Genomic DNA, 16,879 nt, shown 5'->3' with positions numbered 1-16,879 from the left:
CGTTTACTTATAAAATCGGTACGTTTGTTAAAGGGTAAAAAGGCCATCCTGAACGTTCCGAAGAATGAAGTAGACTTGATACGTAAATTCCATATCCTTGTTGAACAAAATTTCAGGGAATTACATCAAGTGGCAGATTATGCCGAAAAACTTCATAAATCTCCCAAGACACTTTCCAACCTCTTTAAGAAGTCCGGATATCCTTCACCACTTCAAGTTGTTAATGACAGGCTTGCGCTGGAAGGAAAACGATTATTACTATTCTCCGATCTTTCTGTAAAGAAGTTGTTCATCAATTGGGGTATAAGGAAGGTACACACTTTTCAAAGTTCTTTAAATCGCAAGTAGGCCAGCAACCTATAAAATGGAGGGAAGAGCAGAAAACAATCACAGATCATTAATTTTATTGTCCAAACATTTTCTTATAGATTTTTCCAATAGTAAGCCCTTGCACTACAATACTAAAAAACACAACAAAAAAGGTAATTAATAGCAAGAGGTTGCCGTGATGCATTTTACTCACTCCCAGAGCGAGTGCAATGGAAATACCGCCCCGCAAACCACCCCAGGTAAGAATGAATGAGGCTTTGTTTCTATTTTCGGCCTGATGCCCTAAAAACGAAAAGGGTATTAAAATCCCGATATACCTTGCTATAAGCACAACTATAATTACAATTCCAGCCAATAGAACCGTATGCCAATCGAATTCCAATAGGAGCAAAATAAGTCCCATCATAAAGAAAACGAAGGCATTTAGGATTTCATCAAGCATTAACCAAAAATCTGCAACTGTCTTTTGTATGTTGTCACAGGTGACATCTATATGTATTTTATTACCTATTATCAATCCAGCAACTACCATTGCCAATGGCCCGGAAATATGTAACAAGTGTGTTATTGCATAACCTCCTACCACAACAGCCAAGCTCACCATAGTGGCCAATCGCGGGTTCTCCTTGACCAATAACATAGACCTATAACCTCCAAAACCTAGTATCGTCCCAAAAGCTAATCCACCACCTATTTCCTTTAAGAATAACGCTCCAATGTCACTTATAACCATATCTGAAGAACCATCGGAAAGGGAATTGACAACAAGCAACATCCCCGAAAAAAGGATGACTCCAATACCATCGTTAAAAAGAGACTCTCCCTTAAATTTCACTAAAAGGGATTTGGACAATGATGATTTGTCCAAAATGGATAGAACAGCAATGGGATCTGTTGGCGAGATCAATGCACCAAAGAGTAATGCATAAACAAGCGGTAGCTCCATGCCTATTAGAGGTGCGATAAAATATAATACCGTACCCACAACGCCAGCAGTAATAGACACCCCTATTGTGGCAAACAATAAAACCGACCATTTAGAACAGTCTAATTCTTTTAAGTTAACATGGATGGCACCTGCAAAGAGTAAAAAACCCAATAACCCGTCAAGGAGTAGACTTTTAAAATCAATTCCTTCTATTGTTTGACTCACAAAATAATAAATCTTCGGGAACATTTCTTCAGTTATAATTATAATTACGGCAAGAATAATTCCAATTAGGAATAAACCAATACTATTGGGCAACTTCAGGTACTTATAATTAAGTACACTAAAAATTACGACCAAGGAAAACGTGATGCTATAAGTTTCAATCATGCACAGTTTGAATTATTTTATAGAGGTCGCTACTTAAGTACATATTAATTTGCTATGGTATAATTTTGGTTTATCCATCATTCTAGAAATAAGATTGTGCAATATAGTTTTCTTGCTTCCACTTCTGTTCAATCTGTAAAAAAATTCGTCAAAATATCCATTGATATGAAAAGGGCTCACATAGGAATAAGTTGTCCGGATCCAAGATTTGACCTGATGAATCATAGTGTGCAGGATCTTGAAGTTCTTCCCCGTATCGCTGGGTATCTGTTCAATTTTATAATCCTTGGCTATTGGCCTATAACCACGCCACAGATCTGTAGTGACATTGGCAGACCTTGAAATATGCCTATCGAATATTGGACGCAGTTCTTTGGCAGAAAAGTCATTTATCTGGTTTACATACATTCTTTTCACTTTTTCTTTATCTGTTAGCTCAAGTGCAACGACAGCCTTCTTTTTCTTGCTATCATAGCTTCTTCCGACTTTACCATCCTCTTTACCGCCTACCACAAATTCATCTATCTCCACTCGATTGACCATCGGGAAATTCCCACTGGACTTCATGGCCTCACGGACCTTATACATGAACATTCGTGCGGTATATGGGGTGATGCCCAGTCGCTTTGCCAAGTAACTTGCAGATAGGCCACGGGTGGTGGTCGCCATTTCAAAACAAATAATAAAAGCCTTGTCCAGTCCGAATTTCACTTTATGGAATAGTGTATTTGCCGAAGGTGACTCCGTGTGGCTACACTTATTACAGGTGCGACTGTAGTTGGCACGTACCTGACACCTGGAATGACTGCATTTCACGCATATAAAGCCTTTTTTCCACTTGATCTCGGATAGATATTCCTTACAAGAATCCACAGAATTGAACCGAGCATAGAACTCTTGGGCATTTTGTCCTTCAAAATTAATCATAATATCTCTTGTTTATCGGTTACGAGGATATGAAACTAAATAGCGACCTCTATTATTTTAAATAATACTGAATGTTTAAATTAAATTAGATTGGCATTCGTAATCACTTTGTAGTCCCCGCTCGCTATGTTCATTATTATTTTATCCGTGGAAACAAGGTCTTCCAGTTTCCCAAACCGAATATCCAGAGCAACGCAAGTTTTAAGCATATTGGGCAAATTCTCCATCACCTGAAACGGATCAGATTGAGCTATCACTACCCTGCTGCCAAAGCTCCCATTTCCGCCGCAAGGGCAAAGCTTTCAATCCTGATCACATCACAGTTTTTATATATCCCTTCGCGATACCAATGCTTAAACGGTCTTGCCATTTCTCTCCCTTCATTCTTGACATTATAAGGTTTTAGCTGCTTTCTTTATTTTTTTTAAATTATTACATCTAAAAAATTGTTTGCTCATTACCTGTTATTTAAGACTAAATCTTCTACTCTTTTTTTTACCAATAACTTAGTGTCAATCTTTGATTTTCAATCCCTTTAAAATTTTGAACTCTCTTCAATAAATTTCAAAGTGGACCTATTTAAGTAATAAGCTTCGATCAATTTCTAAATTTAAGAATATAATTTTTATCTAATTCGTTGTAAACCTTATAAACAAAAGGTTTTGAGTTTTTAAACAATTAAATTTTTCTAATTTATGATCTCAGACTTAACCGAAATATCAGAATTATCAGAAAAATAGATTAAGCTAATATTAACAATAGTTGAAAATGAAATTGAAATTAATGCATCTCTTCCCGGAGGAGGGATTTTGCATATAGAGAAAGAACTTCCTTATTTAATTATTTACCGGCAGATACCAAATGATCCAGAAACTTATAGAATGGTTATTAGTGAAGCTTCATACTTAATAATTGGCACGTCAGATTTTACTGGTTATCAAAAATTGCTATTCGAACTATCTAATTTATTGTCGACCAAATTCAAATCTTACTTATTACTAGAGCTCTATTCTGGAGAACAAACTAGTACAAGTTTTATTCTAAAAGGTCCAGAAAAAAAATTACCGACAACTCTGAAAGTACTTAAAGAAGAATTGGATTCTATAAATTCAACATTTTCTGGGCTATACCTAAAAACTGAAATCAAAGACACCACCCATAGACAAGCGAAGGGCGATAAAGAGCTTTTAAGATTTGAGGAAGCCAAACAATGTGGAGCGCTGGTACTGGGTCTTGAAATCCCTCCTATTTACCGAGGTGAAACTTTTAAAACCTATCCTGTATTCTTCAGAAATTTCAGGGATTTTATAAATAGAGCAGTACACATTGCTATTTTTGATTACATCAGGGTGTAAACTTCCTGTGGTGTAGCAAGTTTTAATGCCCTTGGAAGAAAATATTTAAAAGAGAAAGTTTTCGAGATCGATAAAAAACTCGCAGACATTGAAAATTCATTTCAGTTTTTGTGGCTGGTCTCTCCAATAAATATTCATGAAATTAAGGAGACTTTTATTGAAAGTAAGTACAAGAAATTATTGGATTATCATTACAGATTGCTCCCAATAGATCCGGATGTCCTTAAGCGTAAACTTTACAATCTCAAGATCGAAGATATAGACGATCCTGCAATGTCTTATCTCTTCAGAGAAAAAAGAGAGGAGCTAGATCAGCAAATTACCATGCTAAGCGAGCGGGGTACTAAGAATTTCCTATATGACAGTGTGAGGTTATACCAAGGAATAGATCCTCATTTATGTAGCGAGGCAAAACAAATTCTTGAAAAAATACCCGAAGTAGCATTTACTGAAGACGATAAAACCTTGGATTGCAGAGCTTTTAGTAGTCTCGCCAGAAAAGAATTTGATTTTTTCAGAAATCAGGATGAAAATTTTAAATGCAAAGTACACATCCGCAAAGATGTGAACATTATGATGGTCTCGCAAGGGGAACTTTATATTCCATAAGACTATAAATTAAGTGAAATTGATGCCAAAGGTCTTATCCAGCATGAAGTAGGAACCCATGTCCTTACCTATCATAATGGTTTATAACAAGCCTTGAAACAACTAAGTATAGGACTGGCAGATTGTGACCCGCTACAAGAAGGATTGGCTGTAATGTCTGAATATCTTGTGGATGCACTTACTCCAAATAGGCTTAGAACACTTGCGGGAAGAGTGATAGCTGGAGAGGCAGTTAAACAAGGAGGCGATTTTCAAGAGATCTTTAGGCTACTTACTCTTACTTACAATTTTTCTTCGGAAAGAGCTTTTAATATCACTTCCAGAATTATGCAAGGAGGTGGTTTTTTAAAAGATATTATTTACTTAAAAGGATTGGTAGACTTAAGAAAACACTTGCAGGAAGGTGGCGATTATGAATCTTTACTTACTGGAAAATTTGCTTTAAAACACACGAAGATCATTGAAGAACTAACAGATAGAAAAGTGCTTAAAACTGGCACGTTACGCCCAAGCTATCTCCTAAATGAAGAATCAGCTAAAAGAATTAAATTAATCAGAGACGGGCTACCTATCTCGCAAATGATAACCAAATGAAAATTTGTTTTGTAGTAAATGGTATTGACACAGAAACCTGTGGTACCACAGTATATATTATGTTTGAAGCTTTAAAAAGAAAACATGAAGTACATATGATGGGAGTCGGGGATTTCAACTTTAAACATGACGAGTCAATAAGTATTAATAGTGTTTCACTATCCAAAAATATAGATCCAAAATCTCCGGAAGAATATTTGGAGTTATTGCAAAGTGAGAAGGCTAAAAAGAAGACTATTGTTGCAAAAGATCTTGATGTATTGTTTATCAGAAATAATCCTACAGAAGAAGGAAGTTCCAGACAATGGGCAGAACAATCAGGAGTTGCTTTTGGAAGAATGATACAACAAGAGGGAGTCTTAGTTTTAAATGATGCCTATGCCCTATCCAATGCATTTATAGATAAGCTTTATTTTGAAGAGCTTCCAAGTAGTATAAAACCATCTTCTTTAATTACAAGAAAAAAGGACGATATTTTAGATTTCTTCGAGAAGCATAAGAAAATGGTTTTAAAACCACTGGAAGGTTCCGGAGGAAAAGATGTGTATTTAATAGATAAAAATGAAAAAAACCTGAATCAGATAATCGAAAATATAACACAACAAGGATATGTAATTGCTCAGGAATTTCTTCCTGCAGTTAAACATGGAGATGTTCGTGTTCTACTTATGAATGGTCGGGTAATGGAAAAAAATGGTACTTATGGTATAATTCGTCGTGTTGCGGGAGAAGGTGAGTTTAGAAGTAATTTCGCCTTAGGAGCTTCTGCAGATAGCAGTCCATTAACAGATGCTATAAAAAAAATTATAGATATTACAGCTCCAAAATTAATTAGAGACGGTTTGTTTTTTGTTGGTTTAGACATAGTAAAAGATAAATTGATTGAGATCAATGTTCTAAGTCCTGGTGGCCTGAATCATTTTAAAGATATTGGTTTACCAGATTTTAGTGATGTAATTGTGGAGTCTATCGAGAAAAAAGTGGAATATAAAAGATTATATGGTAACACAATTTCCAATAGGGAATTAGCTACTATGACCTAAATCAAGAAACTCGGGGCAAGCCCGCCCGAACGGTACGGGCGGGCCCACGAGGTGTGAATTGAAAAATTACTTTTAAAATTCGAGGCATCCCGATGGCTCCTATGTTTGCATTTGGAATAAATTTCTAGTTTTACAGATATAAGTGAAAGAGGGTAAGAGTCAACCGATGGCTAGATAATCATAAGATATATCGACCGATAGATAGGACCTTATCCTTTTATATCTCGTAGAGTTTGAACAGAATGTAAGGAACCTTAACGGTATCCAGAATATCCAACCAGGAGAAAAGACGAACAGAGATTTTTCACTTTTAATTTAAAAAATTTGAACACGTGAAAAAAGTTTTAAAGGAAGTTGCAGGTATTGATGTAGCTCAAAAGGAATTAGTTGTATCTCTAGGAAGGCTCTATGAGAATTTGGACATTGAAATCATATCATACAAAGTGTTTAAAAATACTGAAAATGGTATAAAATATTTTATCGATTGGGTAGCTAGCAACAGTAATAATGCAAATAGCGTTAGATATGTCATGGAAGCTACCGGAGTTTATCATGAAAAACTCGCCTATGCCCTTGATGAAAGTGGTTTTGATTTAAGTATTGTATTGCCTAATAAGATTAGTAATTTTTTTAGGACATTGGACATAAACACTATTACTGATAAGACAGCATCTCAAGCTATAATGAGGTTCGGTCTTGAACGTAAGCTAGATAACTGGAATCGTCCAAAAGAGGCTTATAGACAGCTCAAGCAATTAACCCGAGAGCGTGATCAAATAGTAGATCAGAGATCAATGGTCAAAAATCAGCTACACGCAGAAAAAGCAGAAGCTGTGCCAAACGAAAGAAGTCTAAAACGCATTGCAGAGAGAATCAAATTTCTCAACGGACAAGAGAAAGAAATCAAAATGGATATAGCAACGTTGCTAAAGGATTATCCTGATATTATGGAGAGAGTAAAGAATATATGCACTATACCTGGCGTGGGAGAGCTGACGGCGGTCATAGTATTAGCTGAGACTAATGGGTTCGAGCTAATAAGAAATAAAAAACAGTTGACTGGTTATGCGGGTCTAGATGTTAGGGAAAAACAATCAGGTACATCTGTAAAGGGTAAACCGCGGATATCGAAAAAAGGAAATAGGCATCTTAGAAAATCATTACATCTACCTTCTCTATCATCCGTTAAGTATAATAAATCTCATAGAGATCTATATGCGAGAATAGTTGCCAAAAGCGGGATTAAAATGAAAGCACTGATAGCTGTTCAGAGAAAAATGTTAGAACTTATATTTGTAGTAGATAAGAATAAAACTAGGTTTGACAATGATCATCAACAAAAAAGGACACTAGATGCAAATGCAGAAAGTATCCTTTTACAGACTAGCTTATAGCCGTCTTGAGTAACAAAAATAATAAAATAAAAGAGAAAACCTTTTGTTAGTTAACACAGAATCTATCGGGACCGGGAATTAAACCCTCAATGAAGGATTAAATCATTGAACTATGGAAAACAACTCCAGAATAATAGGAAAATAATCAAGTGGCAATAAAGGAGCATTATTATTTATAACTGCGGCGGTTCATGGTAATGAGGCTTCTGGAGTAGAAGCATTAAAGCGAGTATTTACGGCTTTACAGAATACTAAGCCAAAAATAAATGTTTGTGTAGTTGGGGTCATTGGAAATAAATCGGCGCTAGAGAAAGATGTGCGCTATATAGACGAAGATTTAAATAGGACTTGGACTGAAGACAACATTAGTAATGAGAAAAAAGAAACCAGTGAAAAAACCGAAATGCATGAGATAATTGAAGTTTTAGAGCAATTCCCAGAAGCTAAATATTCCAAACGCTATTTTATGGATTGCCATAAGACCTCTTCAGATAGTTTGCCGTATGTTTCGGTTCAATTGGTAAACGACAATAATAAATGGGCTCAAAATTTCCCTACCTATATTGTTCAAGGATTTAGTGACATTGTATATGGGGCGATCGATCACTATTTAAGTAGAAGCGGTTTAACAGGTTTTACCTTTGAAGCCGGCCAACATACTAATAAAAATTCTACTGAAAATCATGAAGGTATGATGTGGCTTGCACTAAAAGAAGCTTGTGATTTAGACCTTACCCAAATCCCCCAATATCCTTTATGTGTCGAAAAGTTTTCAGTGAAAAATGCACCAGATCAAAAAACCTTTAGAATAATATATAGACACGGACTTGAAGAAAATAATAGCTTCGAAATGAAATCTGGATTTAAAAATTTTCAGAAAATATATAAGGGAGATCTAATAGCTTTACAAAATGGCAAAGAAATAAAAAGTGAGTGGGATGCTCGAATATTTATACCACTATACCAATCTCAAGGGAATGATGGATTTTTTGTTATTGAGGAAGTAAAATAAAAATGGTTTCTTATTAAAAAGAAATATCCATAGCATGTTAGGATTAATAATTTAAAAATTCAATACATACCGGAGTCAGAACATCGAGTTTTTTACCTGTTTCGGTTAATTTTCCAGTTTCTAAATCAATTTTAAAACTTACCAGGTCGTTGGAATCCTGATTGGCCACATACAAAAAATTTCCGTCGGGAGAGATGGCGAAATTTCTTGGAGTAGACCCCTGGGTATTAGTAAATTCTATATTCTCTAAGCTGCCTGTTATCTGGTTTACAAGAAAAGCTCCAATACTATTATGCCCTCGATTGGATACATATAGAAAGTCACCTGAAGGATGCACATGTATGTCTGCTGCAGAATTTTCTCCTTTGAAGTCTTCAGGTAAAGAAGAAATTTCCTCGAGGTGAGTTAGCTTCCCATTTTGCTCTATTTTAAACGTACTTATACTTCCGTTGAGCTCATTGATAGTATAGGCGTGATCATTCGTCTTGGAAAAGGCGAAGTGTCTTGGTCCACATCCTTCAGCAAGTTGAATGAAAGGAGTTTTGTTTGGTTTTAATGATTTTGAATCGGGATCCAGATCAAAAATCCAAATACGATCATTCCCAAGGTCTGTGATATAAACAAATTTATTATTTGATGATATATTCACCGAATGGGGATTGGATATTCCAGGATTTTCAAGTGTAATCTTCTGTAGCTTTTTCAGACTTCCATCTTCATTTTTTTCATACACCACCACCACTCCCCCAACATAATTGGCAACAAATACAAAGCGACCAGATTGATCTTCAGCAATATAACAAGGCGCGAAACTTTCGGTAGAAATACTTCCTGTTTGCTCCAAGCTGTGATCTTCATTAATTTTATAGGAATAGATCAATCCCGCCGGCCCATCGTTAGGGCCAAGTTCACTTACCGCATAAAGATATTTGTTGTCACCAGAGGTTTTCACAAAAGAAGGATTAACCACCTTAGCAACCGTTTTACCCATCTCCAGCGATCCGGTCTCAGGCTTTTGATAAGCCAAATAAATTCCTTCTGCCTGACCATTTACATGGCCCTCTTTTTTAGTGTAGGTTCCAATATAAATTGGATTCCTTGTGGAGGTGGAATTAACAGCTACATCAGCTTTTTGTTCATCTTTTGTTTCGTTCTTACAGGAAGATAAAAAAAGTAGCATACATAAACTGCCTAAGAAAATTCTTTTCATTGTGAAATAATATTAACTAATTAAGCTGAGGCCTTTGATTCACCTCAAACAATAAATACTGCCCCAAGATATAATTTTGATAACTGAGGATGAGATTTGCAAGCAGTAAAATCGTTAAAAAAATGATAAATAATATTCAATTAATGTTAAAAAGCAAAGATATTATAAAATAAAAGTAATTAGGCGCTTGGGTTATTCGCTAATATCGATATCTTTAAAAGATATTAAATATAACATATAATTTAAACCACAATTATGAAAAAAACATTTTTAAGTTTAGCAATTGCAATTTTAGTTACAACAGGTTTTACTTCTTGCAAGGATGAAACTAAACTCGACAATCTCGAAGATAAACTTGAAAATCGTTCAGATGATTTAGAAGATGCTTCCAATGATATCGGTGATGCTGCTGATGACGTTGAAGAGGCTTTGCTAAATTTGAGAGACGCTTTAGAAGAAATAGATAATTCAGCAGATAGAGAAATAGTACGTAAAAGAGTGAATAAGATTTTTGATGAGATGGAATTAAATACGAATAAATAGTTTTTATTTTATACCAAAATACTTTTTTGGGTTCTGCAGATTTATTGCCAATTTTGAAATATGAAACTAGTATTTATACTATATAACTCTATTTAAACCCCTTGTAAAAATAAGGGGTTTTTATTTTACAACCATTTCTTACGTTTAAAATATAAGATCATACCTAAGAATACTAAGATCATAAGACCCCAAAGCACATAATAGCTGTATTTCCATTGTAATTCTGGCATATACTCGAAATTCATTCCGTAGATACCGGCCATAAAGGTTAAAGGAATAAAGATAGATGCCATAATGGTTAACACTTTCATTACTTCGTTCATTTTATTGCTAATGGTAGTCATATACATATCCATTAACCCCCAAGTCATTTCTCTGTAGATCTCAATATTCTCTGAAACTTGGATGATATGATCGTACAGATCCCGAATATAGTTCAGTGTTTTTTCCTGAATGAGTGTACTATCTATTTTCTCCAACCTACTAATTACTTCTCTCAAAGGAAATACTGCTCTCCGAATCCTGAGCACTGTTCTTTTTAGTTCCTGAATCTCAAAAGTAATATCATCGTTAGGTTGAGCAGTAAATAATTGCTCCTCTAAAGTTTCTATTTTATCGCTTATCTCTTCAATAACTACAAAATAATTATCTATAATAGCATCCAAAAGCGCAAATACAAGATAATCTGGCCCACTGTTTCTTAAACGACCTTTAGAGTTGGTTAAGCGTTCGCGAACAGCATTAAACACGTCGCCATCTGCTTCTTGGAATGTTAGAACGTGATCTTTCCCTATAACAATACTAATATGCTCATGTTCTAAAATGCCATTTTCCTTATGGTATAACATTTTGGCAACGATAAATAAGTAGTCCTGATATTCATCAATTTTAGGGCGCTGATTAGTATTTACAATATCCTCAATGATAAGGGGATGAAGTTTGTAATATTTCCCTAGCTTTTCAATTTCAGCAGTATTACTTAAACCATCTACATTTATCCAAGTAATATTTTCCTCATTTTCAAATTTAAACGTGGCTTCCACATTATCAAAAATAAACCGTTCGTAGTTTACTTTATTATAGTCTATAACCTCCACTTTAATTTCTGCAGATTCCTTTCTACCAACATAAGCAACGGTTCCTGGAGCTTTATTAAGTGCATTGGTAGATTTAGGTCTTCGCTGTAGGTGCCTATGTCGTTTTGCCATAAATTATAAGTTTGCATAAAAATAACAAAGTTTTTCGTTTAAAGTGGTTCTAGAACTTTTTAGGCTAAGTTTTGCGATTCTACTTCGGAATACTTAAACCTATCTCCTATTTTTGCCACATGGAAGAAAAGCAACTTTTTGGTGCGTTAAAGGAATATTTTGGGTTCGATAGCTTTCGTCCTCTTCAGAAAAAAATTATAGATGCCGTCTTTAAAGGGAAAGATAATGTAGTGATCATGCCAACTGGTGGTGGTAAATCTATTTGTTACCAGTTGCCGGGAATCCTTTTGCCAAATATCACTCTTGTGATCTCTCCTTTGATCGCTCTAATGAAAGATCAAGTAGATGGTCTAAAAGTAAACGGGATCGCTGCAGCCTATTTAAACAGCAGTCAGTCTGAAACCGAACAGCAGGAAATTATTGCTAGTGTTGAAAAAAATGAGCTAAAATTACTTTACGTTGCTCCAGAAAGTTTACAGTTTGTAGACAGATTTCTTACAGATGGAAAGGTGAGTTTAATTGCCATAGATGAAGCTCATTGTATCTCTAGCTGGGGGCATGATTTTAGACCTGCCTATACTCAATTAGGTTATTTAAAAAAACGCTTCCCCTCTACTCCTGTTATTGCCTTGACCGCCACTGCAGATAAAGCAACGAGAAAAGATATTTGCCAGCAGTTAAATATTCCCAACGCAAAAATACATGTAGCCTCTTTTGACAGAAAGAATCTTTCCCTGGAAGTGCGGCCTGGAACAAAGCGACTGGAACAAATTCTACAGTTTACTGAAGGTCGAAAAAATGAAAGTGGAATAATATATTGTTTAAGCCGAAAGAATACTGAAGATGTTGCAGCTAAGTTAAAAGCGAATGGTTTAAAAGCCGAAGCATATCATGCAGGTTTAAGTCATTTAGAGCGAAGTAGAATTCAGGAGGATTTTATAAATGATAAACAACAGGTTATTTGCGCAACTATAGCTTTTGGGATGGGGATCGACAAATCCAATATTCGCTGGGTGATCCATTATAATATGCCGAAAAATCTGGAAGGTTACTATCAGGAGATCGGCCGTGCAGGGCGAGATGGATTGCCTTCAGAAACCATGCTTTTTCATAGTTATGCAGATGTTATCCAGCTTCAAAAATTTGCTGCTAACGCAAAAAATGAAGCAGTACAAATGTCCAAACTGGACCGAATGAAGCAATATTCTGAAGCACTTACCTGTAGAAGAAAAATTTTACTGAGCTATTTTGGCGAGTTAAAAAAAGAGGATTGCGGCAACTGTGATATTTGTAGGAACCCACCACAGTTTATGGATGGAACCTTAATCGCTCAAAAGGCGCTTTCTTGTATTTATCGGCTAAAAGGAAAAGAACCTATAACTGTATTGATAGATGTCCTTAGAGGTGCTCAGAATGAGGGAGTTTTAGGAAAAGGCTATCAGGAGTTAACAACTTATGGAATTGGAAAAGATATTTCCTGGAAAGATTGGCAACTGTATATAATTCAGCTTATCAATCTTGGGTATGTAGAGATCGCTTTTCATCTTCATAACCATCTTCAGCTAACTCCAATGGCCAAGGATATTTTATTCAACGGAGGAAAATTAGAGTTAGCTAAAAATCTGGATCAAAAAGAAATTCAGGCAGAACAGTCTAAAGCAACTAAAACTAAAGACAATAGTCTTTTCGAAAAACTTCGCCAACTTAGATTAGGTCTCGCACAAGAGGAAGGAATTCCAGCATATCTTATTTTTAATGATGCTACTTTAAAGGAAATGGAAAAAGAACGCCCAATGACCGATGAAGATTTTATCCAAATAAATGGAGTTGGGAGAAAGAAAATGGAGGATTATGGATATCAATTCATTAAAGAGATCATAGCTTTCAATAAAGAGAAGCGCTTTAAGAAGAAACCTAAAAAATCTGGCAACACACATAAAGAAACACTACAACTTTACACGGATGGACTTAGTGTAGAAGAGATCTCTTTATCTAGAAAATTGGCTCCTTCTACCATTTATTCTCATCTTGTAAAACTATATGAGGAAGGTGAAAAAATAGATCTACTGCAATTAATTTCTAAAGCTGATGTAGATGCAGTAAGGAAAGCTAAAGATGAAATTGAAGATCCCAAAGGTTTGAAAACCTATTACGAATACTTTGATGAGGCCTTAGATTACTGGACCATTAAATTTGCATTAACGATTTTAGAAAAAGAAGATAATTAAGAAATTATATAAATTCTATTTTGTGTAGAATTAATCCGGAAGCAGGTGCGATGTAAGTCATTTGATTGGCTACATCTGCTTTCAAACTTCTCTCTATGTCCGCTAAGCTCAATTCCCCTTTTCCAAGTTGAATAAGCGTTCCCATCATTAGCCTTATCTGGTATCTTAAAAAACCACTTCCTTTAACTACAAGAACATAACTTTTTTCTGGAAAGAAATTGGCCGTATAAATGGTGTTTTCTTGAATTTCAGAAAACACTACATCCCTTTCATATAGACTATTCCCAGAGGAGCGAACGCAGAAATTTAGAAAGTGATGCAAGCCTTCAAAAAGCTTAGCACCTTCCTTCATTAATTCTATATCCAAAGAATCTTGCAAATTGGTCATAAGCGGTGCGCAAAAAGGATGGTTCTTTTCTCCAAAAGAAAATAGATAGTGATATTCCTTTTGTTTTGAATGCTGAATAATATTGAACTTCCCATCTACTTCCTGCATTCCTAAAGCTTTAATATCTGGAGGTAAATTCTTATTCAATAATTTTAGAAATTCGGGAAGATCTTCTAGCTGTTCCTCTTCTAAAAACAACTCGAAAGCAGATTCGTTGGCAGATACCATTGCATCTGTTCGGCTAGAACCAAGAATCTTAAACCTACGATCTGGAAGAATAAATTTAAAAGTTTTCTTAATAAGACCTTCTACGGTTTTAAAACCGGGCTGGCGTTGCCATCCGTGTAAACGATATCCTAAATATTGAACTTTTATTAGGTAATAAAAACGAGTAGGTTGCAAATTTTATGATTTTTAGCGAAGATAGAGAAAAACAAAATATCGCTTTAGACTGATATAATTGTAATATATTTAAAAGAGTTAACTCATCTCAATAAATTACATATGTCAAAGATCTCTAAGTTAAAGTTGGATTCCATGGATTATGCTATCTCTAAATGGATGTATAGTTATGGAAAACCAATTCTAAGGTTTTCTTTAGCAATTATATTTATATGGTTTGGATATTTAAAAGTGATCTTGGATAGTCCAGCTCAAGAATTAGTTGCTAATACCGTCTATTGGTTAGATCCAGAAGTGTTTATTCCAATATTGGGTATCTGGGAGATGCTTATTGGGATTTTCTTGTGTTTCAGATTAACAATACGCTTAGCAATATTACTTCTGGTTTTACAAATGCCAGGGACTTTTTTACCATTAGTGATTTTACCAGAAGTATGTTTTGTTAAATTTCCTTTAATATTAAGTATGGAAGGTCAATACATCATAAAAAACCTTGTACTTATTAGTGCAGGTATCGTAATTGGTGGCACCCTCCGGGAAAAGGAAATGATATCAAAAAAATATACATCTGCAGATGCAGGTTAAATTGTTTTCATCTGTTTATATTGAATCCTCCAATTTCTAATTTTAAAGTTATTCAAAGAACAATGGCGCCATTTCAATGAAAAACTGAAAGAATTCTTGTCATAAAATTAATTTTAATATTAAAATCTTAAAATTCAGAATTTATTTGCTGACGTAATTTTCTGGCATAATCTTCCTCTAACCAGTCCCTATAATTTTTCGTGCTTTTACTAATACAATAGGAATATTGTTTTATTCTAGAAGAAATATCGTCCTTTAATTCTTTTGCAAGAATTCGTGCATCAAAAACATCCTCGCTATTCTCTACGCACATTTTCACATGTTGATCCATAGACCATTCTAAAACAGCTTTAGACCTAAGACCTTTTCGAATTACAACATCATATGCAGCTTCCACATCAAAATCGACAATTTCAGATTGCTGAAATTGCTCTCTCATTTCAGGAGGCATTACATATTTAAATTCACGCTCAATTTCTTCATCGCTTAGTAGATTCTCAAAATAAAAATCTGGAGATCTGAAAAGCTGTTTCCAGTCTACTGGTGCACTCCAATGTCCAAATCTTACTACATTATTACCAAGATCTATTACATTAAATTCAGATTTATTTTTCAAGATTCTAGACCCACGTCCTATCATTTGAAAGTAAAGGGTTAATGACTTTGTTGCTCTGTTTAAAATAATGGTTTCTACGGAAGGTTCATCAAATCCTGTAGTTAATATACTAACTGAAGTTACAATGGCCTCTGGAGTATGTTTAAACCATTTTAAAATATCCTTCCTATCCTGTTTGCTCGTAGTATTGTCAAGATGTCTTATAGGAAACCCAGCATTTCTAAAAGTTTCATATACTTCTTTAGAGGTATTGATACCATTATTAAAAATAAGAGTCTTTTTATTTCTGGATTTATCCAAATAGGCATTCAAGAGTTTTTCCTGCATGCTCATATTGGAGTAAAGCTCTTCAGAAGATTTAACTGTATAATCTCCGTTGATCCCTACTTTAAGTGACTGCAAACCTACATCGTAACTAAATACCTTAGCTTTTGCCAAAAAACCTTTACCTATTAATGAGCCAATAGAATCTCCTACAATAAGTTCTCTGTAATTATCCTTCATAGGAAGCTTAATATTAGAGCTCAAAGGGGTTGCAGTTACTCCTAGAATAAAACACTTTTCAAAAAATTTAAATAATTTTCTAAAAGAATTATAATGCGCTTCATCTATAATAACCAATCCTATGTCCTGAATTTCCAATTTTTCATCATGTAGCCTGTTATTTAGTGTTTCGACCATAGCCACAAAACACATATAATCTTCTTGATCTGGAAGTTCCTTTACTTTACTATTAATTATTTTATTAAGTACCCCAAACTCTGAAAGCATTTTCGAGGTCTGTTTACACAACTCAATTCTATGAGTTAGAATCAAGACTTTTTTATTAGTACGTTGGATAAATTCTCTAACAATAGAAGAAAATATTACCGTTTTCCCTCCGCCGGTTGGGAGTTGATATAATAAATTATAATGGTTAGGATGGGTATCTATTACATTAAAAATCTTATCTATATCTACCTGTTGGTAGTCATAAAGTACTTTATCATTTTTTTTCTCTTCAAGTCCAAATGTTTCAACAGCCATATTTTTGATTTCAACAAGTTTGCAAAAATAGCAGATTTTTAGGTTATACTAAAATGTTTAAGCATATTTAAGTTTTATCTTTTTTACTTCC

General features: G+C 34.7%; 14 protein-coding genes and 1 pseudogene. 9 read left to right on the top strand and 6 right to left on the bottom strand.

Going from position 1 to position 16,879, the window contains the following annotated elements; all coding sequences use genetic code 11:
• Window positions 1-24: 24 nt before the first annotated feature.
• Window positions 25-348 (top strand): AraC family transcriptional regulator, encoded by a 324-nt coding sequence (locus H033_RS21020; protein WP_155827798.1) that lies wholly within the window; start codon window positions 25-27, stop codon window positions 346-348.
• Window positions 349-403: 55 nt separating this feature from the next.
• Here the strand turns inward: H033_RS21020 and H033_RS0111595 are convergent, their stop codons facing one another.
• Both H033_RS0111595 and H033_RS0111590 read right to left on the bottom strand, forming a co-directional pair.
• Window positions 404-1,648, bottom strand: a complete 1,245-nt coding sequence (locus H033_RS0111595) for a cation:proton antiporter (protein ID WP_081661840.1) — start codon at window positions 1,646-1,648, stop codon at window positions 404-406.
• A gap of 33 nt (window positions 1,649-1,681) precedes the next feature.
• Window positions 1,682-2,575 (bottom strand): IS1595 family transposase, encoded by an 894-nt coding sequence (locus H033_RS0111590; RefSeq protein ID WP_026838470.1) that lies wholly within the window; start codon window positions 2,573-2,575, stop codon window positions 1,682-1,684.
• Window positions 2,576-3,384: 809 nt separating this feature from the next.
• On the opposite strand from H033_RS0111590, the gene H033_RS22100 reads away from it, so the two are divergent.
• The 5 genes and pseudogenes from H033_RS22100 (at window position 3,385) to H033_RS20100 (ending at window position 8,582) form a co-directional block, all read left to right on the top strand.
• Complete coding sequence (locus tag H033_RS22100; protein WP_026838469.1) at window positions 3,385-3,930, top strand: hypothetical protein; 546 nt, start codon at window positions 3,385-3,387, stop codon at window positions 3,928-3,930.
• 108 nt (window positions 3,931-4,038) lie between these two features.
• Window positions 4,039-5,133: pseudogene (locus H033_RS22095) on the top strand (flavohemoglobin expression-modulating QEGLA motif protein).
• Entirely contained in the window at window positions 5,130-6,176 is a 1,047-nt protein-coding gene (locus H033_RS0111560) for a glutathione synthetase (protein ID WP_026838466.1), read from the top strand. The pseudogene H033_RS22095 and the gene H033_RS0111560 overlap by 4 nt, the downstream one beginning before the upstream one ends.
• Before the next feature lie 332 nt (window positions 6,177-6,508).
• Window positions 6,509-7,570, top strand: a complete 1,062-nt coding sequence (locus tag H033_RS0111555; protein WP_026838465.1) for an IS110 family transposase — start codon at window positions 6,509-6,511, stop codon at window positions 7,568-7,570.
• 175 nt (window positions 7,571-7,745) lie between these two features.
• Entirely contained in the window at window positions 7,746-8,582 is an 837-nt protein-coding gene (locus H033_RS20100) for a succinylglutamate desuccinylase/aspartoacylase family protein (RefSeq protein WP_231367634.1), read from the top strand.
• A gap of 43 nt (window positions 8,583-8,625) precedes the next feature.
• Here H033_RS20100 and H033_RS0111545 read toward each other — a convergent pair whose 3' ends face one another.
• On the bottom strand, window positions 8,626-9,792 hold the full coding sequence (locus H033_RS0111545; RefSeq protein WP_026838464.1) for a lactonase family protein: 1,167 nt from the start codon (window positions 9,790-9,792) through the stop codon (window positions 8,626-8,628).
• Window positions 9,793-10,047: 255 nt separating this feature from the next.
• Between H033_RS0111545 and H033_RS21015 the strand changes: the two genes are divergently transcribed.
• Window positions 10,048-10,335, top strand: a complete 288-nt coding sequence (locus H033_RS21015) for a hypothetical protein (RefSeq protein ID WP_051227889.1) — start codon at window positions 10,048-10,050, stop codon at window positions 10,333-10,335.
• 125 nt (window positions 10,336-10,460) lie between these two features.
• On the opposite strand, the gene corA is transcribed toward H033_RS21015, so the two are convergent.
• A complete protein-coding gene (corA, locus tag H033_RS0111535; protein WP_026838463.1) occupies window positions 10,461-11,543 on the bottom strand; it encodes a magnesium/cobalt transporter CorA in 1,083 nt (360 codons plus the stop codon).
• A gap of 119 nt (window positions 11,544-11,662) precedes the next feature.
• Between corA and recQ the strand changes: the two genes are divergently transcribed.
• On the top strand, window positions 11,663-13,771 hold the full coding sequence (gene recQ, locus H033_RS0111530) for a DNA helicase RecQ (RefSeq protein WP_026838462.1): 2,109 nt from the start codon (window positions 11,663-11,665) through the stop codon (window positions 13,769-13,771).
• Window positions 13,772-13,775: 4 nt separating this feature from the next.
• On the opposite strand, the gene H033_RS0111525 is transcribed toward recQ, so the two are convergent.
• Window positions 13,776-14,561 carry a tRNA pseudouridine synthase A gene (locus H033_RS0111525; RefSeq protein WP_026838461.1) on the bottom strand — a complete coding sequence of 262 codons (786 nt, stop codon included), beginning with the start codon at window positions 14,559-14,561 and terminating at the stop codon, window positions 13,776-13,778.
• Between the two features lie 102 nt (window positions 14,562-14,663).
• Here H033_RS0111525 and H033_RS0111520 point away from each other — a divergent pair, with 102 nt between their 5' ends.
• Entirely contained in the window at window positions 14,664-15,146 is a 483-nt protein-coding gene (locus tag H033_RS0111520; protein WP_026838460.1) for a DoxX family membrane protein, read from the top strand.
• 127 nt (window positions 15,147-15,273) lie between these two features.
• On the opposite strand, the gene H033_RS0111515 is transcribed toward H033_RS0111520, so the two are convergent.
• Complete coding sequence (locus H033_RS0111515) at window positions 15,274-16,788, bottom strand: DEAD/DEAH box helicase (protein ID WP_026838459.1); 1,515 nt, start codon at window positions 16,786-16,788, stop codon at window positions 15,274-15,276.
• Window positions 16,789-16,879 lie beyond the last annotated feature (91 nt).

It is taken from the genome of Gillisia sp. JM1, from assembly GCF_000424645.1.
GTDB lineage: Bacteria > Bacteroidota > Bacteroidia > Flavobacteriales > Flavobacteriaceae > Gillisia.
This window is presented reverse-complemented; position numbering and strand designations above follow the sequence as displayed.